The 22,292-nt window shown below is 69.7% G+C and carries 20 protein-coding genes; all 20 read left to right on the top strand.

Annotation, left to right across the window (positions count from 1 at the left end; translation table 11 throughout):
• The first annotated feature begins 57 nt into the window (after positions 1 to 57).
• The 20 genes from lysA (at position 58) to atpD (ending at position 22,239) form a co-directional block, all read left to right on the top strand.
• On the top strand, positions 58 to 1,449 hold the full coding sequence (gene lysA / locus IEY56_RS13350; protein WP_189037392.1) for a diaminopimelate decarboxylase: 1,392 nt from the start codon (positions 58 to 60) through the stop codon (positions 1,447 to 1,449).
• Between the two features lie 93 nt (positions 1,450 to 1,542).
• A complete protein-coding gene (locus tag IEY56_RS13345) occupies positions 1,543 to 2,835 on the top strand; it encodes a homoserine dehydrogenase (protein ID WP_189037391.1) in 1,293 nt (430 codons plus the stop codon).
• 31 nt (positions 2,836 to 2,866) lie between these two features.
• Positions 2,867 to 3,997, top strand: a complete 1,131-nt coding sequence (gene thrC, locus IEY56_RS13340) for a threonine synthase (RefSeq protein ID WP_189037390.1) — start codon at positions 2,867 to 2,869, stop codon at positions 3,995 to 3,997.
• Between the two features lie 370 nt (positions 3,998 to 4,367).
• The gene (gene thrB, locus IEY56_RS13335; RefSeq protein WP_189037389.1) at positions 4,368 to 5,315 is read left to right on the top strand and encodes a homoserine kinase; all 948 of its coding nucleotides are present in this window, start codon (positions 4,368 to 4,370) and stop codon (positions 5,313 to 5,315) included.
• Positions 5,316 to 5,749: 434 nt separating this feature from the next.
• Entirely contained in the window at positions 5,750 to 7,762 is a 2,013-nt protein-coding gene (gene rho, locus IEY56_RS13330; protein ID WP_229711860.1) for a transcription termination factor Rho, read from the top strand.
• 356 nt (positions 7,763 to 8,118) lie between these two features.
• Complete coding sequence (locus IEY56_RS13325) at positions 8,119 to 9,246, top strand: LCP family protein (RefSeq protein ID WP_189037571.1); 1,128 nt, start codon at positions 8,119 to 8,121, stop codon at positions 9,244 to 9,246.
• 205 nt (positions 9,247 to 9,451) lie between these two features.
• Positions 9,452 to 9,679, top strand: a complete 228-nt coding sequence (rpmE, locus tag IEY56_RS13320; RefSeq protein WP_189037388.1) for a 50S ribosomal protein L31 — start codon at positions 9,452 to 9,454, stop codon at positions 9,677 to 9,679.
• A gap of 103 nt (positions 9,680 to 9,782) precedes the next feature.
• Entirely contained in the window at positions 9,783 to 10,862 is a 1,080-nt protein-coding gene (gene prfA / locus IEY56_RS13315; RefSeq protein WP_189037387.1) for a peptide chain release factor 1, read from the top strand.
• Positions 10,863 to 10,896: 34 nt separating this feature from the next.
• A complete protein-coding gene (prmC, locus tag IEY56_RS13310; RefSeq protein WP_189037386.1) occupies positions 10,897 to 11,778 on the top strand; it encodes a peptide chain release factor N(5)-glutamine methyltransferase in 882 nt (293 codons plus the stop codon).
• Positions 11,778 to 12,425, top strand: coding sequence for an L-threonylcarbamoyladenylate synthase (locus IEY56_RS13305; protein WP_189037385.1), 648 nt, complete (start codon positions 11,778 to 11,780; stop codon positions 12,423 to 12,425). Before prmC ends, IEY56_RS13305 begins: the two co-directional genes overlap by 1 nt.
• Positions 12,426 to 12,555: 130 nt before the next feature.
• Positions 12,556 to 13,230, top strand: coding sequence for an arsenate reductase/protein-tyrosine-phosphatase family protein (locus tag IEY56_RS13300; protein WP_229711859.1), 675 nt, complete (start codon positions 12,556 to 12,558; stop codon positions 13,228 to 13,230).
• A 67-nt stretch (positions 13,231 to 13,297) separates the two neighbouring features.
• Positions 13,298 to 14,773 carry an MraY family glycosyltransferase gene (locus IEY56_RS13295; RefSeq protein WP_189037383.1) on the top strand — a complete coding sequence of 492 codons (1,476 nt, stop codon included), beginning with the start codon at positions 13,298 to 13,300 and terminating at the stop codon, positions 14,771 to 14,773.
• Between the two features lie 163 nt (positions 14,774 to 14,936).
• The gene (locus IEY56_RS13290; protein WP_189037382.1) at positions 14,937 to 15,389 is read left to right on the top strand and encodes a Cg1360 family ATP-synthase-associated protein; all 453 of its coding nucleotides are present in this window, start codon (positions 14,937 to 14,939) and stop codon (positions 15,387 to 15,389) included.
• Between the two features lie 246 nt (positions 15,390 to 15,635).
• A complete protein-coding gene (gene atpB, locus IEY56_RS13285; protein ID WP_506004311.1) occupies positions 15,636 to 16,451 on the top strand; it encodes a F0F1 ATP synthase subunit A in 816 nt (271 codons plus the stop codon).
• 77 nt (positions 16,452 to 16,528) lie between these two features.
• Positions 16,529 to 16,768, top strand: a complete 240-nt coding sequence (atpE, locus tag IEY56_RS13280) for an ATP synthase F0 subunit C (protein WP_045862620.1) — start codon at positions 16,529 to 16,531, stop codon at positions 16,766 to 16,768.
• 35 nt (positions 16,769 to 16,803) lie between these two features.
• Entirely contained in the window at positions 16,804 to 17,346 is a 543-nt protein-coding gene (locus tag IEY56_RS13275) for a F0F1 ATP synthase subunit B (protein ID WP_189037380.1), read from the top strand.
• Positions 17,343 to 18,158 carry a F0F1 ATP synthase subunit delta gene (locus IEY56_RS13270; protein ID WP_189037379.1) on the top strand — a complete coding sequence of 272 codons (816 nt, stop codon included), beginning with the start codon at positions 17,343 to 17,345 and terminating at the stop codon, positions 18,156 to 18,158. The genes IEY56_RS13275 and IEY56_RS13270 overlap by 4 nt, the downstream gene beginning before the upstream one ends.
• A 116-nt stretch (positions 18,159 to 18,274) precedes the next feature.
• Entirely contained in the window at positions 18,275 to 19,846 is a 1,572-nt protein-coding gene (gene atpA / locus IEY56_RS13265; RefSeq protein WP_189037378.1) for a F0F1 ATP synthase subunit alpha, read from the top strand.
• 3 nt (positions 19,847 to 19,849) lie between these two features.
• Positions 19,850 to 20,794 (top strand): F0F1 ATP synthase subunit gamma, encoded by a 945-nt coding sequence (locus IEY56_RS13260; protein ID WP_189037377.1) that lies wholly within the window; start codon positions 19,850 to 19,852, stop codon positions 20,792 to 20,794.
• Positions 20,795 to 20,796: 2 nt separating this feature from the next.
• Complete coding sequence (gene atpD, locus IEY56_RS13255; protein ID WP_189037376.1) at positions 20,797 to 22,239, top strand: F0F1 ATP synthase subunit beta; 1,443 nt, start codon at positions 20,797 to 20,799, stop codon at positions 22,237 to 22,239.
• Positions 22,240 to 22,292: the final 53 nt, after the last annotated feature.

Here is a 22,292-nt window from a genome sequence, read left to right as displayed (position 1 = left end):
CAGAACCGACATGAATCCGCACCACCCCCACGCGCACAGTGAGAGCGAGGCCCCCGAATGAGCCGCTCCGCACACCCCGCAGGCCCGCGGTACGCCGACGTGCTGCCCGAGGGGCACTACACGGCGCCGCCCACCGACCTCAACGCGCTGGACCCGAAGGTCTGGCCCCTCACGGCGGCCCGTTCCGGGTCCGGAGCCGTCAGCGTCGGCGGTCTCGGCCTGGCCGAGCTGGCCGAGGAGTTCGGTACGGCGCTCTTCGTGCTCGACGAGGACGACTTCCGCGCCCGCTGCCGCGCCTGGCGTGACGCGTTCGGCCCGGACGCCGACGTCTTCTACGCGGGCAAGGCGTTCCTCTCCCGCGCCGTCGTGCGCTGGCTGACGGAGGAGGGGCTGAACCTGGACGTCTGCTCCGGCGGCGAGCTGTCGATCGCTCTCGCGGGCGGCATGCCGCCCGAGCGGATCGCTCTGCACGGCAACAACAAGTCGTCCGCCGAGCTCCACCAGGCGATCGAGGCGGGCGTGGGGCGCATCGTCGTGGACTCCTTCCAGGAGATCGCCCGAGTGGCCCGGACCGCTGAGCGGCTGGGCAGGCGGCAGCCCGTCCAGATCAGGGTGACGGTCGGCGTCGAGGCGCATACGCACGAGTTCATCGCGACGGCGCACGAGGACCAGAAGTTCGGGCTCGCGCTCGCCGGGGGCCAGGCGGCGGAGGCCGTGCGCCGGGTGCTGAAGCTGGACAGCCTGGAGCTGGTGGGCATCCACTCGCACATCGGCTCGCAGATCTTCGACACGTCGGGCTTCGAGGTGGCCGCGCACCGCGTCGTCGGCCTTCTCGCGGAGATCCGCGACGAGCACGGCGTCGAACTGCCGGAGATCGACCTGGGCGGAGGGCTCGGCATCGCCTACACGTCCGAGGACGACCCGAGTGACCCGCACACCATCGCCAAGTCGCTCCGCGAGATCGTCGGCCGTGAGTGCCGGGGGGCCCGGCTCGCGGTGCCGCGGCTGTCCGTCGAACCGGGCCGCGCCATCGTCGGCCCTTCGGCGTGCACGGTCTACGAGGTGGGGACGGTCAAGGAGCTGCCGGGGCTTCGCACGTACGTCAGCGTGGACGGCGGCATGTCGGACAACGTCCGCACAGCGCTCTACGACGCCGAGTACAGCGTCTCGCTGGTCTCGCGGACGTCGGACGCCGAGCCGATGCTCTCCCGCGTCGTCGGCAAGCACTGCGAGAGCGGGGACATCGTCGTACGGGACGCGTTCCTGCCGGCGGACGTCGCCCCGGGTGACCTGCTCGCCGTTCCGGCGACGGGCGCCTACTGCCGCTCCATGGCGAACAACTACAACCACGCGCTGCGTCCGCCCGTGGTCGCGGTGCGCGGCGGAGAGGCGCGAGTGATCATCCGCCGGGAGACGGAAGAGGATCTCTTGCGACTCGATGTCGGTTAGCGAGATATACGTCCCACATGTTGGAACGGGCGTCGATTCTCCCGTTCCTTACGTGAGACTGACAGCACAGGAAATGACGAGAGGCGAGGTCGGATGATGCGTACGCGTCCGCTGAAGGTGGCGCTGCTGGGCTGCGGAACGGTCGGCTCAGAGGTGGCACGCATCATGACGACGCACGCCGAGGACCTCGCCGCGCGCATCGGCGCCCCCGTCGAGCTGGCGGGGGTGGCCGTGCGCCGCCCCGACCGGGTGCGGGAGGGCATCGACCCCGCCCTGGTCACCACGGACGCGGCCGCTCTCGCCCGGCGCGCGGACGTCGACGTCGTCGTCGAGGTCATCGGCGGCATCGAGCCCGCCCGCGCGCTGATCACCTCCGCCTTCGAGAACGGCGCGAGCGTGGTGACGGCCAACAAGGCGCTCCTCGCCGAGGACGGCCCCACCCTCCACGAGGCCGCGGAGAAACACGGCGCAGACCTGTACTACGAGGCCGCGGTCGCCGCCGCGATCCCGCTGGTCAGGCCGCTGCGCGAATCCCTGGCCGGCGACAAGGTCAACCGCGTCCTCGGCATCGTCAACGGCACGACGAACTTCATCCTCGACCGGATGGACTCCAGCGGTACCGGTTACGGCGAGGCGCTCGACGAGGCCACCGCCCTCGGGTACGCGGAGGCCGACCCGACCGCCGACGTCGAGGGCTTCGACGCGGCCGCCAAGGCCGCGATCCTCGCCGGAATCGCCTTCCACACGCGCGTACGCCTCGACGACGTGCACCGCGAGGGCCTCACCGAGGTGAGCGCCGCCGACATCGCCTCGGCGAAGCGCATGGGCTGCACGGTGAAGCTCCTGGCCATCTGCGAGCGCTCCGCCGACGGCCGCTCCGTCACGGCGCGCGTGCATCCGGCGATGATCCCGCTCAGCCATCCGCTCTCCAACGTCCGCGAGGCCTACAACGCGGTCTTCGTCGAGTCGGACGCCGCCGGCCAGCTGATGTTCTACGGGCCCGGGGCGGGCGGCGCTCCCACGGCCTCCGCCGTCCTGGGCGACCTGGTGGCCGCCTGCCGCAACAAGCTCAACGGCGGCCGCGGGCCGGGCGAGTCGTCGTACGCGCAGCTCCCGGTCTCGCCCATGGGCGAGGTGGTCACGCGGTACCACATCAGCCTCGACGTGGCGGACAAGCCCGGTGTCCTGGCGCAGGTCGCCACCGTCTTCGCGGAGCACGGCGTCTCCATCGACACCGTCCGCCAGCAGGGCAAGGACGGCGACGCGTGGCTCGTCGTGGTCACCCACCGCGCGGCGGACGCCGCGCTCAGCGCGACCGTCGAGGCACTGCGCAAACTGGACACGGTGCGCGGCGTCGCCAGCATCATGCGGGTCGAGGGCGAATAGGGCAGCAGGGAGTCGGAGGACAGTGACCACCATGGAAAGCGCAGCATCCGCAGCCGGAGCGTCCGAGGCCCCGGCGGCCTCCGGGGCGCCCGCCCGGGCAGCCGGGACGCGGCAGTGGCGAGGCGTCATCGAGGAGTACCGCGACCGGCTCGCCCTGGGCCCGGACACGGCTCCCGTCAGCCTGCGCGAGGGGGGCACGCCGCTCGTCCCGGCGCAGCTGCTCTCCGAGCTCACGGGCTGCGACGTCCACCTCAAGGTCGAGGGGGCGAACCCCACCGGTTCCTTCAAGGACCGCGGCATGACGATGGCCATCACGCACGCCAAGGAGGAGGGCGCGCAGGCGGTCATCTGCGCCTCGACGGGCAACACTTCGGCGTCGGCGGCCGCCTACGCCGTCCGCGCGGGAATGGTCTGCGCGGTCCTCGTCCCGCAGGGCAAGATCGCGCTGGGCAAGATGGGCCAGGCCCTGGTGCACGGCGCCAAGATCCTCCAGGTGGAGGGCAATTTCGACGACTGCCTCACCCTCGCGCGCGGCCTGTCCGACAAGTACCCCGTGGCGCTGGTCAATTCGGTCAACCCGCACCGCATCGAAGGCCAGAAGACCGCTGCCTTCGAGGTCGTCGACATGCTCGGGGACGCCCCCGACATCCACGTCCTCCCGGTCGGCAACGCGGGCAACATCACCGCGTACTGGCGGGGTTACCGCGAATACGCGGCGGACGGCCCGGCGGCGCGCACCCCCCGCATGTGGGGGTTCCAGGCGTCGGGCGCCGCTCCGATCGTGCGCGGCGAGGCCGTGAAGGACCCCAGCACCATCGCCACCGCCATCAGGATCGGCAACCCCGCCTCGTGGGAGTTCGCGGAGCAGGCGCGGGACGAGTCGGGCGGCTTCATCGACGCGGTGACGGACCGTCAAATCCTGCGCGCCTACAAGCTGTTGGCGCAGCGGGAGGGCGTCTTCGTGGAGCCCGCGTCCGCGGCGTCCGTCGCGGGGCTGCTCCAGGCCGCCGAGCAGGGGCAGTTGGAGCCGGGGCAGCGTGTGGTGTGCACCGTGACCGGCAACGGCCTGAAGGACCCGGACTGGGCGGTCGCGGGCGCTCCGCAGCCGGTGATCGTGCCGATCGACGCGGATGCGGCGGCGGAACGGCTGGGGCTCGCCTGATCGAGGTGTCCGCCTGCCCGGAACTGGGCAGTCACCTGGTGACTGCTCTCGACCGGGCAGGCCGCCGGCGGCGTGGGGGAGGGGCTCCTTCCCCGTCCGCGGCGGACGGCGGTCAGGGAGCGCGGAGCCGTACGCGACACGCTTCGTGCGCCTCCCGTGCGCCCTGTGTCGTCACTGAACCTTCCTTCGATAAGCTTGAGCCAGCCTCGAACAACCCCGAAAACCCCCGCACCTGCTTCGGTTCCCCGCGTCCGCCGGGGGCCACGTCCGGGCCGTAAGGTCCGGGACACACTGGGTCATTGACCGGTCCGGCGTCACGCCGCGGTCTCACGGGAAATCGTCAGGACCAACCAAGGAGAGTCATCGGGAGATGGCCGGCCCCGCGTTCCGCGCCGCAGCAGTCCGTGTGCGCGTTCCCGCCACAAGCGCCAACCTCGGCCCCGGTTACGACAGCCTGGGACTTGCGCTGGGGCTCTACGACGACGTCGTGGTCCGGGTCGCCGACTCCGGGCTGCACATCGACATCGCCGGTGAAGGCGCCGACACCCTCCCCCGCGACGAGGACCACCTGCTCGTACGGTCGCTGCGCACCGCGTTCGACCTGCTGGGCGGGCAGCCCCGCGGCCTGGAGGTCGTCTGCGCCAACCGCATCCCGCACGGACGCGGCCTCGGCTCGTCGTCCGCCGCGATCTGCGCGGGCATCATGGCCGCCCGCGCGGTCACCACGGGCGGAGAGGCCCGGCTGGACGACGCCGCGATGCTGGAGCTGGCCACCGAGATCGAAGGGCACCCGGACAACGTCGCGGCGTGCCTCCTCGGCGGCTTCACCCTCGCGTGGATGGACGCCGGCGCGGCGCGCGCCATCAGGATGGACCCGGCGCCGTCCGTCGTGCCGGTCGTCTTCGTCCCGGCGAAGCCGCTGCTGACGGAGACCGCCCGGGGGCTGTTGCCCCGTCATGTGCCGCACGTGGACGCGGCGTTCAACGCCGGACGCTCCGCGCTGCTCGTCGAGGCGCTGACCAGGCGCCCCGACCTGCTGCTGCCCGCGACGGAGGACCGGCTGCACCAGGAGTACCGGGCACCGGCGATGCAGGAAAGCGTGGAGTTGCTGAACCGCTTGCGGGCTGACGACGTCCCAGCAGTTGTCTCGGGTGCGGGGCCCACGGTGCTCGCGCTTCCCGAGGGGGACGGCGCCGCCGAGAAGGTGGCCCGTCTGGCAGGAGAGCAGTGGACGGCGAACAGGCTGAGCCTCGACGCCGCGGGCGCGTGCGTGCTGCCGCTCAACGCGGACGGCGCGGCCCGCGGCGCACCTCAGTGACAGTGCAGGAATGCGCCGGGCCGGTCGGGGCACGGCGGAGGGCGACGATCCGTGGAAGGGGGAATGTTTGTTGGATCCGGTAGTGTTAACCTCAAGTCTGTACTCGCAGTCTCGTGGTCCGCACGTGAAATGCTGTGGTGGCCCGTAGAGTGCAGTGCTTGTGTGATTCCCCAGGGCAGAGCCCCAGGGATCGCCTCTTCTTCCAGGAGCCTCCCCGCTGCTTAGCCTCGCTCGGCAGTCTCGAGCACGCTCCGGAGCCGACGTGCAGGACACCGCGTCCTTTGTTGTACGTCGAACCATTGAATTGATCTCCCCGCCACACATGCAGGCGGGACCACCGCTTCGGTCAGGTCCGCTCGTACAGGACCCCGCCGGACAGCACGACCGGTCGCCGAGCCAGACAGGCCGACGTCCGCTCCAGGGAAGGACCCTTAGTGAGCGACACCACCGATCTGATGGGCGTGAACGCCGCTGCCTCCGAGGCCGGCGGCTCGGGTGGTACCCCTTCCGGGGGTACGTCCGGGAACAATGCCGACGCGCCTGCAACGGACGCTTCTGCCGCGCCTGCCTCCGGTGCTGCGCCCAAACGCCGGCGCTCCGGCACCGGGCTCGAGGGCATGGTCCTCGCCGAGCTCCAGCAAGTCGCCTCCGGTCTCGGCATCAAGGGCACCGCGCGGATGCGCAAGAGCCAGCTGATCGAAACCATCAAGGAGAAGCAGTCGGGCGGCGGTTCTGGCGGTGCGTCAGCTGCTTCCGGCGGCGCGAAGGACGGCGGTAGCGCCGGCGACGCCGCGGCCGCCAAGGACGCAGGTTCCAAGCCGAAGCGCCGGGCGACCTCGAAGGCGCGCACGGGCGACGCGTCCGCGGAAGGCGGGCAGGACGCCCAGCAGATCGACATCCCCGGCCAGCCGGCCAACGAGGAGAAGGCTGCCGACGGGCGGCGCGGCCGCCGCGAGGGCAACGCCAAGGCGGAGGCCTCCGCGGACGCGGCCGAGGGCCGGCAGCAGGACGGCGGCCAGTCCGGCAAGGGCGACGGCCAGCGCGGTGACCGTGGTGACGGCGGCGGCAGGCAGCAGCAGGACCGCCCGTCCAAGCGCGACCGCCAGCGCGGCCGCGGCAACAAGGGCGGTGACGGCGGCGGCCAGAACCAGAACCAGGGCGGCGGTCAGAACCAGGGCGGTGGCGGCGGACGCCGCGACGACGACGACTTCGAGGGCGGCCGGCGCGGCCGCCGGGGCCGCTACCGCGACCGCCGGGGCCGTCGCGGAGGGCGTGAGGAGTTCGAGCCGCAGGTCGCCGAGGACGACGTCCTGATCCCGGTCGCCGGAATCCTGGACATCCTCGACAACTACGCGTTCGTGCGGACGTCCGGATACCTGCCGGGCCCGAACGACGTGTACGTGTCGCTGGCGCAGGTCCGCAAGAACGGCCTCCGCAAGGGCGACCACATCACCGGCGCTGTCCGTCAGCCCCGTGAGGGGGAGCGGCGCGAGAAGTTCAACGCGCTGGTGCGCCTCGACTCGGTCAACGGCACCGCTCCCGAGGGCGGCAAGTCGCGGGCGGAGTTCAACAAGCTCACGCCGCTGTACCCGCAGGAGCGGCTGCGTCTGGAGACGGAGCCGAACCACCTCACGTCGCGGATCATCGACCTGGTCTCGCCCATCGGCAAGGGCCAGCGCGGTCTGATCGTCGCGCCGCCCAAGGCGGGCAAGACGATGGTGCTGCAGTCGATCGCGAACTCGATCACGGTGAACAACCCTGAGTGCCACCTGATGGTGGTGCTGGTCGACGAGCGGCCCGAAGAGGTCACCGACATGCAGCGTTCGGTCAAGGGCGAGGTCATCTCCTCGACCTTCGACCGTCCCGCCGAGGACCACACCACGATCGCGGAGCTGGCGATCGAGCGGGCGAAGCGGCTCGTGGAGCTCGGCCACGACGTGGTGGTGCTGCTGGACAACATCACCCGGCTCGGTCGCGCCTACAACCTGTCGGCTCCGGCCTCGGGCCGCATCCTCTCCGGCGGTGTGGACTCCACGGCGCTGTACCCGCCGAAGAAGTTCTTCGGTGCGGCGCGGAACATCGAGGACGGCGGTTCGCTGACGATCCTCGCCGCGGCGCTGGTCGAGACCGGCTCGCGCATGGACGAGGTGATCTTCGAGGAGTTCAAGGGCACCGGCAACATGGAGCTCAAGCTCGACCGGAAGCTCGCCGAGAAGCGCATCTTCCCCGCCGTGGACGTGGACGCCTCCGGCACCCGCAAGGAAGAGATCCTCATGCCGTCGGACGAGCTCCAGATCATCTGGAAGCTCCGCCGCGTGCTGCACGCCCTGGACCAGCAGCAGGCCATCGAGCTGCTGCTGGACAAGATGAAGCAGACGAAGTCGAACACCGAGTTCCTGCTGCAGATCCAGAAGACGACGCCCACGCCCGGCAACGGCGGCGACTGACAGCCGCCGCCACCGCCGGTCCCTGAGGGGCCCAGTCGACGAGGACCGTCCCGCCACATCTGGTGGGGCGGTCCTCGCCGTGCGTGACGGGGCTTGAGAGCTTGCCCACACGCCGGGTCCGCCGTTCGCGGCTTCCCGGCCGCCGTCGGCAGGGGCGTCTTCGCAGGTGGACGCCGTACCGCCATGATCGGCGCAAATCCGCGCTGATCATCACAGCAGAGGCATCCGGGTCACTGCGTGTGCCACTCTTCGCGGGGCGCGACGCCGACACGGCGTACGCGCCCTCGGGCAGCGGTCGCGCGCCCGCATTACGAACGGCAGCGGAAGCAGCAAGGACAGGACTGAGGCAAGTGACGATGGCGGACGGCAACACGGACGGGCAGGCGGCGGAAGCCGGGCGCTCGCGAGGCGGTCTCCGCGCCACCGGCAGGCGCCGCAGGCCGGTGGACCGCCGCCGGCGCCTCCTCAAGGCGGGCGCCTGGACGGCGGGCGCCGTGTTCGTCCTCGGCGGCTCCGGTCTGGGCTTCGCCTACTTCAAGCTGAACGGCAACATCTCCGGCGTCGACATCGACGCCGAACTCGGCGGGAACCGCCCCGACGACGCCCCCGACGGCTCCATGGACATCCTCGTCCTCGGCTCCGACAACCGCTCAGGCGCCAACGCCAAGTACGGCGGCGCCGGCCAGGAGGGCGCACGCTCCGACACGGCGATGATCGTCCACGTCGACAAGGAGCACGAGAAGGCGAGCGTCGTCTCGATACCGCGGGACACCATCGTCGACCGTCCGGGGTGCTCCCAGGACGGCGGCGGCAAGGCGCCGGCGCAGAAGGCGATGTTCAACTCGGCGTACCAGGTGGGCGGCCCGGCCTGTGCCGTGAAGACGGTCGAATCGATGTCCGGCGTGCGGATGGACCACTACGTCGAGGTCGACTTCGACGGCTTCAAGAAGCTGATCGACACCCTCGGCGGCGTCGAGGTCACCACCCGGAAGCCGATCAACGACAAGGAAAGTCACCTGGCGCTGCAGCCCGGACGGCACAAGCTGAGCGGCGAGCAGTCGCTGGGGCTCGTACGTACCCGGCACGCGGTCGGGGACGGCAGCGACCTGGGCCGCATCCAGCTCCAGCAGGCGTTCGTCAAGGCGCTGATGGACCAGGTCAACGACGTCGGCGTCTTCAGCAGCCCGAAGAAGCTCTACAACCTCGCGGACAGCGCCACGTCCGCTGTGACCACGGACTCCGAGCTGGACTCGGTCACGGACCTCGTGGGGGTCGCGAAGCTGCTCAAGGGCGTGAAGTCCGACGACATCCAGTTCTCGACGCTGCCGGTCACCTATGACCCGGAGGACCCCAACCGCGTCGTGCCGATGGAGTCGAAGGCGCGGAAGATGTGGGCGGCGCTCGAGCGTGACGCCGCCATACCGGCGTCGGCGACGAAGGGCTCCGCGGGCGACCGGACCGACATCGGCGGTGTGGTGCGCTGACCGGGTGCGTCCGGCGCCGTGAGCCCGCTCGCGCGCCGGATCGGGGACTGCGCGCGCGCCGGATCGCGGAGTACCGAGGAATAAAGGCCGCCCGCCCCCGGTTTTGGGAGGCACGGCCAGTGATGGCAGACTGGACCGTCGGCTCCGGTTCACGGATGGCAATCCGCCCTTCCGACCCGGCGCCCTCCCGAAACTAGGAGACACCTTGAAGCAGGACATCCACCCCGAGTACGTGGAGACCCAGGTCAGCTGCACCTGCGGTAACTCCTTCACCACGCGCAGCACGGTCGGCAGCGGCGTCATCCGCGCCGACATCTGCTCCGCGTGCCACCCCTTCTACACCGGCAAGCAGAAGATCCTCGACACCGGAGGCCGCGTGGCCCGCTTCGAGGCCCGCTTCGGCAAGAGCGCCGGTAACGCCAAGAAGAAGTAGCAACGCTCGAGCGCCGGTCCTCGGCACGCCCTCCGCCGGGCGTGACGGACCGGCGCTCTTTTGCGCTGCCTGGCACTTTCTTCTTCCACGTAAGGGACAAACGATGTTCGAGGCGGTCGAGGAACTGATCGGCGAGCACGCGGAGCTGGAGAAGCAGCTCGCCGACCCGGCGATCCACGCCGACCAGGCGCGCGCCCGCAAGCTCAACAAGCGCTACGCCGAGCTGACCCCCGTGATCGCCGCGTACCGCTCGTGGAAGCAGACCGGCGAGGACCTCGCCACGGCCCGTGAACTGGCCGCCGACGACTCCGACTTCGTCGCCGAGGTCAAGGAGCTCGAAGGGCAGCGCGAGGAGCTCACGGAGAAGCTCCGGCTCCTGCTGGTGCCGCGCGACCCGAGCGACGACAAGGACGTCATCCTCGAGATCAAGGCGGGCGAGGGCGGCGACGAGTCGGCGCTCTTCGCCGGAGACCTGCTGCGGATGTATCTGCGGTACGCCGAACGCGTCGGCTGGAAGACGGAGTTGATCCAGGCGACGGAGTCGGACCTGGGCGGCTACAAGGACGTCCAGGTGGCCGTGAAGACCAAGGGCGGCGGCGGTGCCACGGAGCCCGGCCAGGGCGTGTGGGCGCGGCTGAAGTACGAGGGCGGCGTGCACCGGGTGCAGCGCGTGCCGGCGACGGAGTCGCAGGGCCGCATCCACACCTCCGCCGCCGGCGTGCTCGTCCTGCCCGAGGCCGAGGACGTGGACGTCGAGATCAACGCCAACGACCTGCGCATCGACGTCTACCGCTCGTCCGGCCCCGGCGGCCAGTCCGTCAACACGACGGACTCCGCGGTGCGGATCACCCACGAGCCGACGGGCATCGTCGTCTCGTGCCAGAACGAGAAGAGCCAGCTGCAGAACAAGGAGCAGGCGCTGCGCATCCTGCGCGCGAGGCTGCTGGCCGCCGCCCAGGAGGAGGCCGACCAGGAGGCGTCGGACGCCCGCCGCAGCCAGGTACGTACGGTGGACAGGTCGGAGCGTGTGCGCACGTACAACTTCCCGGAGAACCGGATCTCGGATCACCGGGTGGGCTTCAAGGCGTACAACCTGGATCAGGTGCTCGACGGGGAACTCGACCCCGTGATCCAGGCGTGCGTCGACGCCGACTCCGCGGCCAAGCTGGCCGCTGCCCAGTAGAGCGCTTGTACGGACGGGTGGTAGGGAACTCACGATGCTGCATTCGTCCGGGGGGCAGCCCCCGAACCGCCGCGGCCTGCTCGTCAGCGAGGTCGCCCAGGCGACACAGCGGCTGGCCGACGCCGGCGTGCCCTCGCCGCGGTTCGACGCGGAGGAACTCGCCGCGTTCGTGCACGGCGTCAAGCGCGGTGAGCTGCACAGGGTCTCCGACGCCGACTTCGACGCCCGGTACTGGGAGGCGGTGGCCCGCCGCGAGGCGCGCGAGCCGCTCCAGCACATCACCGGCCGGGCCTTCTTCCGGTACCTCGAACTCCAGGTGGGGCCCGGGGTGTTCGTGCCCCGCCCCGAGACCGAGTCGGTGGCCGGCTGGGCGATAGACGCGGTGCGCGCCATGGACGTGGCCGAACCCCTCATCGTCGACCTGTGCACCGGTTCGGGCGCCATCGCGCTCGCCCTCGCGCAGGAGGTGCCCCGCTCACGGGTGCACGCCGTCGAACTCGACGAGGGCGCGTACAGCTGGGCGGTGAAGAACGTCGAGGGCAGCCGCGTGATCCTCCATCACGGGGACGCGCTCACGGCTCTGCCCGAGCTCGACGGCCAGGTCGACCTGGTCGTCGCCAACCCGCCCTACATCCCGCTCACCGAATGGGAGTACGTGGCGCCCGAGGCCCGGGACCACGACCCCGAACTCGCGTTGTTCTCGGGGGAGGACGGGCTGGTCACGATCCGCGGCCTGGAACGCGCCGCACACCGGCTGCTGCGCCCGGGCGGCGTGGTCGTCGTGGAGCACGCGGACACCCAGGGCGGCCAAGTCCCCTGGATCTTCACCGAGGACCGCGGCTGGGCCGACGCCGCGGACCATCCCGACCTCAACAACCGGCCCCGATTCGCCACAGCCCGCAGGGAGGTGCCGTAATGGCACGGCGTTATGACTGCACCGACTCGACCGACCGCAAGACCGGCCTGCGCGAGGCCGCTTCGGCGGTCCGCCGCGGTGAACTCGTCGTGCTCCCCACGGACACCGTCTACGGGATCGGAGCCGACGCCTTCAGCCCGGACGCCGTCGGCGACCTTCTGGAGGCCAAGGGGCGCGGCCGGAACATGCCCTCGCCCGTGCTCGTCGGCTCGCCGAACACGCTGCACGGCCTGGTCACCGACTTCCCCGAGTCCGCCTGGGAGCTCGTGGACGCGTTCTGGCCGGGCGCCCTGACCCTCGTGGCCCGGCACCAGCCGTCGCTGACGTGGGACCTGGGCGACTCGCGGGGCACCGTCGCCGTGCGGATGCCGCTGCACCCCGTCGCCATCGAGCTGCTCAAGGAGTTCGGGCCCATGGCCGTCTCCTCGGCGAACCTCAGCGGCCACCCCGCGCCGCAGGACTGCGACGCCGCGCAGGAGATGCTGGGCGAGTCCGTCGCCGTCTACCTGGACGGCGGCCCGACGCCGGACTCGGTGCCCTCCTCGATCGTCGACGTGACGGGCAAGAACCCCGTCCTGCTGCGTGCCGGCGCGCTCAGCGCGGAGGAGCTGCGCAAGGTCGTCCCCGACATGGAGGTGGCGTCATGACAGGGGGCGCGCAGCCCCTCAGGACGCTCGCACGGCCGTCCCGGCCCGTCCGCCCCCGTACCGGCCGCGCGGACTCCCGCACGGCGCACACGGCCCCGACGAACGCCCGCCGGGCCTGGAGATGCCTGCAGTGAGCACCCCGCACGGGCGTGGCACCGCGGACCCCGGCGGCATAAGCGGCACCGATGGCATCTTCCGCATCCTCCACGTCTCGACCGGCAACGTCTGCCGCTCGCCGCTGACCGAGCGGCTGACGCGGCATGCCCTGGCGGAGCGGCTGGGGGACGGACGCAGCGGCGGCATCGTCGTCGAGAGCGCGGGCACCTGGGGGCACGAGGGCGCACCCATGGAGGAGCACGCCGCCGAGGTGCTGCTGGAGCTCGGGGCGGACCCCGAGGGCTTCCGCGGCCGTGAGCTGCTGGACGAGCACGTCATCCGTGCCGATCTCGTGCTGACCGCGACCCGCGACCACCGCGCGCAGGTCGTCTCCATGGGGCACTCGGCGGGGCTGCGCACCTTCACGCTGAAGGAGTTCACGCGCCTGGTGAAGGCCATAGACGCCGCCACGCTTCCCGACGCGGGTTCGGCGCAGGGCGTCGTCGAGCGGGCGAACGCCCTGGTGCAGGCCGCCGCCGCGCTGCGCGGATGGCTGCTGGCACCGAGCCCCGAGGCGGACGAGATCTACGATCCGTACGGGGCGCCGATCCCGTACTTCCGATCCGTGGGTGACGAAATCAACAAAGCACTCGAACCGGTCGTCACGGCGCTGACGGGCGTGCCCGCCAGGATGCACCCGCACATGTGAAACCGCCGGTGGCGGGCAGGTGTCTTAGGGTGTGGGGCCAAGGAGCAAGCAAACCTCTGGGGAGCCCGTGCGTGAATACCTGCTGACGCTCTGCGTCACGGCAGCGGTCACCTATCTGCTGACCGGGCCGGTGCGGAAGTTCGCCATCGCCGCGGGAGCGATGCCGCAGATCAGGGCGCGCGACGTGCACCGCGAGCCGACTCCGCGCCTGGGCGGCATCGCCATGTTCGGCGGGCTGTGCGCGGGGCTCCTCGTCGCCTCTCAACTCACCAACATCGGCGAGCTGTTCATCCTGTCCGACGAGCCCCGCGCGCTGCTCTCGGGCGCGGGGCTGATCTGGCTGCTGGGCGTCCTCGACGACAAGTGGGGCGTCGACGCGCTCGTCAAGCTCGGCGGGCAGATGATCGCGGCGGGCGTCATGGTGCTCCAGGGCCTGACCATCCTGTGGCTGCCGGTGCCCGGCGTCGGCAACGTCGCGGTGACCCAGCTGCAGGGCACGCTGCTCACCGTCGCGCTGGTCGTGATCACGATCAACGCGGTCAACTTCGTGGACGGTCTGGACGGCCTGGCCTCCGGGATGGTCACCATCGCGGCCGCCGCGTTCTTCATGTACGCCTACCGGATCTGGTACGGCTACGGCATCGAGGCCGCGGCGCCGGCGACGCTCTTCGCGGCCGTCCTCATGGGCATGTGCCTGGGCTTCCTGCCGCACAACATGCATCCGGCGCGGATCTTCATGGGGGACTCGGGCTCGATGCTGATCGGGCTGGTGCTGGCCGCGGGGGCCGTCTCGGTCACCGGCCAGGTCGACCCGGACCTCGTCGTGGAGCACACCCGTTCCGTCCGGGCGGCCGTCCACACGATGGTGCCGCTGTACATGCCGCTGCTGCTGCCCTTGACGATCATCGCGATCCCGGTCGCGGACCTGGTGCTGGCGATCGTGCGCAGGACGTGGCGGGGCGAGTCGCCGTTCGCCGCGGACAAGGGCCATCTCCACCATCGCCTTCTGGAGATCGGGCACTCGCACAGCCGGGCCGTGCTGATCATGTACTTCTGGTCGGCGCTGATCGCTTTCGGCGCCGTCGCGTTCTCGGTGCAGTCCGCGAGCATGGTGATCGTCCTGGCCGTCGTCGTCCTGTGCGCCGTCGGCCTGGTCGTGCTGCTGATGCCGCGCTTCACTCCCCGAGTGCCGGGCTGGGCCCACGCGTTCGTGCCTCCGCGGTACCGGCAGAAGATCGAGAGCGCTTCGCCCTCTGATGAGAAAGATGTCCAACTTGCCGACTCTGGTCAGGAATCTGACGATCTGAGGCGCCAGTCGGAGTCCGGGGCGGCGAAGCCCGGAGCTGGGTCCGAAGTCGAGTCCGAGGCGGCGGCCGTTGAGGCGGATGCGGAGGTGGAGGCTGCGGGCGAGGGTGCCGTGAAGGGCTCTCGGCGGCCCCAGCCGGCCCTCGCGGGGCTCAACGGCGCCACTGCCCTCGGCGGTAACCGCCAGCAGGGGACGCGCAGTTCAGAGCCGTCGTGTGACGGCCAGCACACCAAGTAGGTAAAGACCTCATCAAATAGTTTGTGATACCGTTCACGAAACCCGGCGAGGGGGCCGAAGGACCGCAGTGCGACGGTCTTCGGCGTGAGGACCGCTCCTCCTTCGCGCCGGGGAGACAGCCGTCCAAGGACGGCACTCACCCCCGATCTTCGGAGCAACTCCCATGCAGTCGAACGACGCTCGCATGCTCTTGCACTGCGCCGTCCCGACCGCCCTCGCAGGTGTCGTGGCCGCAGTCGTGAGTGCCGTGCTCACGGGCAGCAAGGGCGCCATCGGCGCGGCCGCCGGTACCACCGTGGTGATCCTCTTCATGGGGATGGGCCTCGTCGTGCTGCAGCGCACAGCCAAGTCCCTGCCTCATCTCTTCCAGGCGATGGGGCTGCTGCTCTACACGACGCAGATCCTGTTGCTGGCCCTGGTGTTGATCTTCTTCAAGGGGACCACCCTGTTCGACACCAAGGCGTTCGCCTTCTCGCTGCTCGCCGCCGCTCTCGTGTGGGTCGCCGCACAGGCGCGGGCGCACATGAAGGCGAAGATCCTCTACGTGGAACCCGATTCGTCCGCGAGCGCCGGCGGTGAGGACAAGACGGCCGCGGCGACGGGGGCGAAGCCGTGATCCCCAGCCGAGGTAGGGCCGAGATAAGCGACCGCTCCGGCAACTGCTATCGTCCGTTCCCAACTGCGGTGCAGCAGGCGCAGGCGGCTGAGTTCGCCCTTCCCCAGGGACGGAACGGGCGGCCCTCCTCGCTGAGAAGCCGCCGCTCCCGAATTCGTAAGAACAGTCCAGTGCCGCTCCGTGGCCGTGCGCCGCGCCGACACATCGAGGTAGCCGTATCCATGCGCCATGCAGAAGGAGTTCGCGGTGAGTGCTGACCAGATGCTCGCCTTCGACACCGATTGCCACCTCTTCGATGGATGTGGCTTCAATGAAGTCTCGCCGGGCCTGCACTCCTTCGTCTTCAAACCGATCGCCAACGTCGGCGGCGTCGACATCAACAAGACGATGCTGCTGGCGGTGTTGGGGACGGTCGCGATCCTCTGGTTCTTCTGGGCCGCGTTCAGCAAGCCCAAGATCGTGCCGGGCAAGCTCCAGATGATCGGTGAGGCGGGTTACGACTTCATCCGCCGCGGGATCGTCTACGAGACCATCGGCAAGAAGGAGGGCGAGAAGTACGTCCCCCTGATGGTCTCCCTCTTCTTCTTCGTCTGGGTGATGAACCTCTGGTCGGTCATCCCGCTCGCCCAGTTCCCCGTGACGTCGATCATCTCGTACCCCATGGGTCTGGCGCTGATCGTCTACATCCTGTGGGTGGGCCTGACCTTCAAGCGGCACGGATTCGTCGGTGCCTTCAAGAACTTCACCGGCTACGACAAGTCGCTCGGCCCGGTCCTGCCGATGAGCATGACCATCGAGTTCTTCTCGAACCTGCTGGTGCGGCCCTTCACGCACGCGGTGCGGCTCTTCGCCAACATGTTCGCAGGCCACCTGCTGATCGTGATGTTCACGATCGCCACCTGGTACATGCTCAACGGCATCGGCATCGCCTACGCGGGCGTCTCGTTCCTGATGACCATCGCGATGACCGCCTTCGAGCTGTTCATCCAGGCCGTCCAGGCGTACGTCTTCGTGCTCCTGGCGTGCAGCTACATCGAGGGCGCGCTCGCCGAGCACCACTGAGCAACCCTGCCCACACGACCACTCAGTTGTCCGGTGGCCAACCCCCACCGGTCCGTGAAACAGAAGGAAGAAACGGCATGTCCGCTCTCCAGAACCTCGCCGCCGTCTCCGGTTCCATCGGCTCCATCGGCTACGGCCTCGCCGCCATCGGCCCCGGCATCGGCGTCGGCATCGTTTTCGGTAACGGCACCCAGGCCCTCGCCCGGCAGCCCGAAGCCGCTGGTCTGATCCGTCAGAACCAGATCCTCGGTTTCGCCTTCTGTGAGGCGCTGGCCCTCATCGGCATCGTCATGCCGTTCGTCTACGGCATCAAGTAATCGCGCCGAGCAGCCCCACGACGAAAGGCACTGATGTGATCGCCCTGGTACACCAGGCGGCCGAGGAGCAGAACCCGCTCGTCCCGCCGATCCCAGAGCTCGTCATCGGCCTGGTCGCTTTCGCCATCGTCTTCTTCTTCCTCTGGAAGAAGCTGATCCCGAACATCAACAAGGTTCTGGAGCAGCGCCGAGAGGCCATCGAGGGTGGTATCGAGCAGGCTGAGGCGGCTCAGGAAGAAGCCGCAGAGGTCCTCAAGCAGTACAAGGACCAGCTCGCCGAGGCACGGCACGAGGCCGCGCGTCTGCGCTCCGAGGCGCAGGAGCAGGGCGCCACGCTCATCGCCGAGATGCGCGCGGAAGGCCAGCGCCAGCGTGAGGAGATCATCGCGGCCGGTCACGCCCAGATCGCGGCCGACCGCAAGCAGGCCGCTCAGGCGCTGCGCCAGGACGTGGGCAAGCTCGCCACGGACCTGGCCGGCAAGCTCGTCGGGGAGTCCCTCGACGACCACGCCCGCCAGAGCCGCACCATCGACCGCTTCCTCGACGAGCTCGAGGAGAAGGCCGAGGCTGCCCGATGAACGGCGCGAGCCGTGACGCACAGGCCGCCGCCCGCGAGAGCCTGACGGCATTGACCGACAACACGTCGGTCGACGCCGTTCAGCTCGCCGACGAGCTGGCCGCCGTGACAGCGCTGCTCGACCGCGAGGTGTCCCTGCGCCGGGTCCTGAGCGACCCGTCGCGGAGCGGTGAGCGCAAGGCCGAGCTGGTCGGGAACGTGCTCGGCGGCAAGGTCGGCGGCCCCGTCGTCGACCTGCTCTCGGGCATGGTGCGCTCCCGCTGGTCGGCGACGCGTGACTTCGTGGACTCCGTCGAGATGCTGGCGGACTACGCCGACCTCGTCGCCGCGGAGCGGGACGGCTCGCTGGAGGAGACAGAGGACGAGCTGTTCCGGTTCTCCCGGACGGTCTCCTCGTCCCCCGAGCTGCGCGCGGCGCTCGCCAACCCCAGCGCGTCGGCCGAGGCCAAGGCCCGGCTGCTGCACACGCTGCTGGGCGGGAAGACGAGGCCCGCGACGGAGCGCCTGATCACGCGTCTCGTGAGCCAGCCCCGTGGACGTAGCCTGGAAGGTGGCCTGGAGGCCCTCTCCAAGCTGGCCGCGGAACGGCGCGACCGCTCGGTGGCCGTGGTCACCTCGGCGGTTCCGCTGAGCGACCGGCAGAAGGAGCGCCTCGGGTCGGCGCTGGCGAGGCTGTACGGCCGCCAGATGCACCTGAACCTCGACGTGGACCCCACGGTCCTCGGCGGGATCACGGTGCGCGTCGGTGACGAGGTCATCAACGGCTCGATCGCGGACCGCCTCAGCGAGGCGGAGCGCCGCATGGCGGGCTGAGTTCCGGCAGACGCCGGGGCGCAGCCCGCGCTCACCAACTCAACAGCATCACTTAGCGGCCCGAGTTGGGCCGTAGAAGATCGATACGGTCCCAACAAGGAGAGCAGGGAACCCAGATGGCGGAGCTCACGATCCGGCCGGATGAGATCCGGGACGCGCTGGAGAATTTCGTCCAGTCGTACGAGCCGGACGCGGCCTCGCGCGAAGAGGTCGGGACGGTCAGCGTTGCCGGCGACGGCATCGCGAAGGTCGAGGGACTGCCCTCGGCCATGGCTAACGAGCTGCTGAAGTTCGAGGACGGCACCCTCGGCCTCGCCCTCAACCTCGAGGAGCGCGAGGTCGGTGCGGTGGTCCTCGGTGAGTTCAGCGGTATCGAGGAGGGCCAGCAGGTGCGCCGCACCGGCGAGGTCCTGTCGGTTCCGGTCGGCGACGGCTACCTCGGCCGCGTCGTGGACCCGCTGGGTGCACCCGTCGACGGCCTCGGCGACATCGAGTCCGAGGGCCGCCGCGCCCTCGAACTCCAGGCCCCTTCGGTCATGGACCGCAAGTCGGTGCACGAGCCGATGGAGACGGGTTACAAGGCCGTCGACACCATGACCCCGATCGGCCGCGGCCAGCGTCAGCTGATCATCGGCGACCGGCAGACCGGCAAGACGGCGCTCTGCGTCGACACGATCATCAACCAGCGCGACAACTGGCGCACCGGCGACCCGGACAAGCAGGTCCGCTGCATCTACGTCGCCATCGGCCAGAAGGGCTCCACCATCGCGTCCGTGCGCGGTGCGCTGGAGGAGGCCGGCGCGCTGGAGTACACGACGATCGTCGCCGCCCCCGCGTCCGACCCGGCCGGCTTCAAGTACATCGCGCCCTACACCGGCAGCGCGATCGGCCAGCACTGGATGTACCAGGGCAAGCACGTCCTCGTCGTCTTCGACGACCTGACCAAGCAGGCCGACGCCTACCGCGCCGTGTCGCTGCTGCTGCGCCGCCCGCCGGGCCGCGAGGCCTACCCGGGCGACGTCTTCTACCTGCACTCCCGGCTGCTGGAGCGCTGCGCGAAGCTCTCCGACGACATGGGCAAGGGCTCGATGACGGGTCTGCCGATCGTCGAGACGAAGGCGAACGACGTGTCGGCGTTCATTCCGACCAACGTCATCTCCATCACCGACGGGCAGTGCTTCCTGGAGTCCGACCTGTTCAACGCGGGCCAGCGCCCGGCGCTGAACGTGGGTATCTCCGTCTCCCGTGTGGGTGGTTCCGCGCAGCACAAGGCGATCCGGCAGATCACCGGTTCGCTCCGTGTGGACCTCGCCCAGTACCGCGAGCTGGAGGCGTTCGCCGCCTTCGGTTCCGACCTGGACGACGCCTCCAAGGGCGCGCTCGAGCGCGGTAAGCGCGTGACGGAGCTGCTGAAGCAGTCGCAGTACAACCCGTTCTCGACCGAGGACCAGGTCGTCTCCGTCTGGTCGGGCACCAGCGGCAAGATGGACGACGTTCCGGTCGAGGACATCCGCAAGTTCGAGCGCGAACTGCTGGAGTACATGCACCGCGAGCACAAGGGCCTGCTGACCAGCATCGTCGAGGGCGGCAAGATGTCCGACGACACGCTTCAGGCGCTCGGCGACGCGGTGGACGCCTTCAAGAAGCAGTTCGAGACCTCGGACGGCAAGCTCCTGGGCGAGGACTGAGCCATGGGTGCTCAGACCAGGGTCTACAAGCGGCGGATCAAATCCGTCACTGCGACCAAGAAGATCACCAGGGCGATGGAGATGATCGCCGCCTCGCGCATCGTCAAGGCGCAACGCAGGGTGGCCGCGTCCGAGCCGTACTCGACCGAGCTCACCCGCGCGGTGACCGCGGTCGCCACGGGCTCGAACGTCGAGCACCCGCTCACCACCGAGGTGGAGAGGCCCACGCGGGCCGCGGTTCTGCTCATCGTGAGCGACCGCGGTCTGGCCGGCGGCTACAACTCGAACGCCATCAAGGCGGCCGACCAGCTCACCAACCGGCTGATCGGGGAGGGGAAAGAGGTCGTCAACTACATCGTGGGTACCCGCGGTGTGACGTACTACCGCTTCCGCGAGCGTGTGATCGCCAAGTCGTGGTCCGGCTTCACGGACAACCCCACGTACGCCGACGCCAAGGCGGTGGCCGAGCCACTGATCGAGGCGATCCAGGCCGAGCGGGGCTCCGAGCACAGCGTTGACGAACTCCACATCGTCTACACCGAGTTCGTGTCGATGATGACGCAGACGCCGGTCAAGGACCGGATGCTTCCGCTGAGCTTCAAGGAGACGGCGGAGGAGTCGGCGGAGGTCATCGAGGGCCACATCAAGAAGGGGCCCGAGATCCGGCCGCTGTACGACTTCGAGCCTTCTGCGGAGGAGGTGCTCGACGCGCTGCTGCCGCGGTACGTCGAGAGCCGCATCTACAACGCGCTGTTGCAGGCCGCCGCTTCGAAGCACGCCGCCACGCGGCGCGCGATGAAGTCGGCGACGGACAACGCCGAGGACCTCATCAAGTCGCTGACGCGGCTTGCCAACGCGGCCCGCCAGGCCGACATCACCCAGGAAATCAGCGAGATCGTCGGTGGCGCGAGCGCGCTGGCTGACGCTTCTGCGGGGAGTGACCGCTAACCATGACCACTACTGTTGAGCAGGCCACGGCGGCGGGCCGCGTCGCACGGGTCATCGGCCCGGTCGTCGACGTGGAGTTCCCCGTCGACGCCATGCCGGACATCTACAACGCGCTGAAGGTCGACATCGCCGACCCCGCCGAGGCGGGCAAGAAGAAGACCCTCACCCTCGAGGTCGCGCAGCACCTCGGGGAGGGCGTCGTCCGCGCCATCGCCATGGAGCCGACCGACGGCCTGGTCCGCCAGGCCGAGGTGACCGACACGGGCGACGGCATCACGGTGCCCGTCGGCGACGTCACCAAGGGCCGCGTCTTCAACACCCTCGGCAAGATCCTCAACGAGCCGGAGGCCGAGTCCGAGGTCACCGAGCGCTGGCCGATCCACCGGAAGGCCCCCGCCTTCGATCAGCTCGAGTCGAAGACCGAGATGTTCGAGACGGGCCTGAAGGTCGTCGACCTGTTGACGCCTTACGTCAAGGGCGGAAAGATCGGCCTGTTCGGCGGCGCGGGCGTCGGCAAGACCGTCCTCATCCAGGAAATGATCATGCGTGTGGCGAAGCTGCACGAGGGTGTTTCCGTCTTCGCGGGTGTGGGCGAGCGTACGCGTGAGGGCAACGACCTCATCGACGAGATGGCCGAGTCGGGCGTCCTCCCGCAGACCGCGCTGGTCTTCGGGCAGATGGACGAGCCGCCGGGGACCCGTCTCCGCGTCGCCCTGGCCGGTCTGACCATGGCGGAGTACTTCCGCGATGTGCAGAAGCAGGACGTGCTGTTCTTCATCGACAACATCTTCCGCTTCACGCAGGCCGGTTCCGAGGTCTCCACGCTGCTCGGCCGCATGCCCTCCGCGGTGGGCTACCAGCCGAACCTGGCGGACGAGATGGGTGTGCTCCAGGAGCGCATCACCTCGACCCGTGGTCACTCCATCACCTCGATGCAGGCGATCTACGTGCCCGCGGACGACCTCACCGACCCGGCCCCGGCGACGACGTTCGCGCACCTCGACGCGACGACCGTCCTCTCCCGGCCGATCTCGGAGAAGGGCATCTACCCGGCGGTGGACCCGCTGGACTCGACGTCCCGCATCCTGGACCCGCGCTACATCTCGCAGGACCACTACGACTGCGCCCAGCGCGTGATCGGGATCCTGCAGAAGTACAAGGACCTGCAGGACATCATCTCGATTCTCGGCATCGACGAGCTCTCCGAGGAGGACAAGCTCACCGTCAGCCGCGCCCGCCGTATCGAGCGCTTCCTGTCGCAGAACACCCACGCGGCGAAGCAGTTCACCGGCCTGGACGGCTCGGACGTGCCGCTGGACGAGTCGATCGCGGCCTTCAACGCGATCGCCGACGGCGAGTACGACCACTTCCCGGAGCAGGCGTTCTTCATGTGCGGTGGCCTGGAGGACCTCAAGGCCAAGGCCAAGGAACTGGGCGTCTCCTGACGCCAGGCCCGTACGGTCGGCGGGGCCGGCCCGGGGTGCGACAGCCCTCGGTA

Origin of the sequence: Streptomyces daqingensis, assembly GCF_014645895.1 — a bacterium.
GTDB lineage: Bacteria > Actinomycetota > Actinomycetes > Streptomycetales > Streptomycetaceae > Streptomyces > Streptomyces daqingensis.
This window is presented reverse-complemented; position numbering and strand designations above follow the sequence as displayed.

Bases quoted from the DNA above. Each gene is read 5' to 3' on its own strand.
- lysA (WP_189037392.1), top strand. From the start codon at position 58: ATGAGCCGCTCCGCACACCCCGCAGGCCCGCGGTACGCCGACGTGCTG.
- prfA (WP_189037387.1), top strand. From the start codon at position 9,783: ATGTTCGAGGCGGTCGAGGAACTGATCGGCGAGCACGCGGAGCTGGAG.
- atpA (WP_189037378.1), top strand. From the start codon at position 18,275: ATGGCGGAGCTCACGATCCGGCCGGATGAGATCCGGGACGCGCTGGAG.
- IEY56_RS13345 (WP_189037391.1), top strand. From the start codon at position 1,543: ATGATGCGTACGCGTCCGCTGAAGGTGGCGCTGCTGGGCTGCGGAACG.
- IEY56_RS13305 (WP_189037385.1), top strand. From the start codon at position 11,778: ATGGCACGGCGTTATGACTGCACCGACTCGACCGACCGCAAGACCGGC.
- IEY56_RS13325 (WP_189037571.1), top strand. From the start codon at position 8,119: ATGGCGGACGGCAACACGGACGGGCAGGCGGCGGAAGCCGGGCGCTCG.
- thrC (WP_189037390.1), top strand. From the start codon at position 2,867: ATGGAAAGCGCAGCATCCGCAGCCGGAGCGTCCGAGGCCCCGGCGGCC.
- IEY56_RS13290 (WP_189037382.1), top strand. From the start codon at position 14,937: ATGCAGTCGAACGACGCTCGCATGCTCTTGCACTGCGCCGTCCCGACC.
- IEY56_RS13260 (WP_189037377.1), top strand. From the start codon at position 19,850: ATGGGTGCTCAGACCAGGGTCTACAAGCGGCGGATCAAATCCGTCACT.
- prmC (WP_189037386.1), top strand. From the start codon at position 10,897: ATGCTGCATTCGTCCGGGGGGCAGCCCCCGAACCGCCGCGGCCTGCTC.
- IEY56_RS13270 (WP_189037379.1), top strand. From the start codon at position 17,343: ATGAACGGCGCGAGCCGTGACGCACAGGCCGCCGCCCGCGAGAGCCTG.
- atpE (WP_045862620.1), top strand. From the start codon at position 16,529: ATGTCCGCTCTCCAGAACCTCGCCGCCGTCTCCGGTTCCATCGGCTCC.
- atpD (WP_189037376.1), top strand. From the start codon at position 20,797: ATGACCACTACTGTTGAGCAGGCCACGGCGGCGGGCCGCGTCGCACGG.
- thrB (WP_189037389.1), top strand. From the start codon at position 4,368: ATGGCCGGCCCCGCGTTCCGCGCCGCAGCAGTCCGTGTGCGCGTTCCC.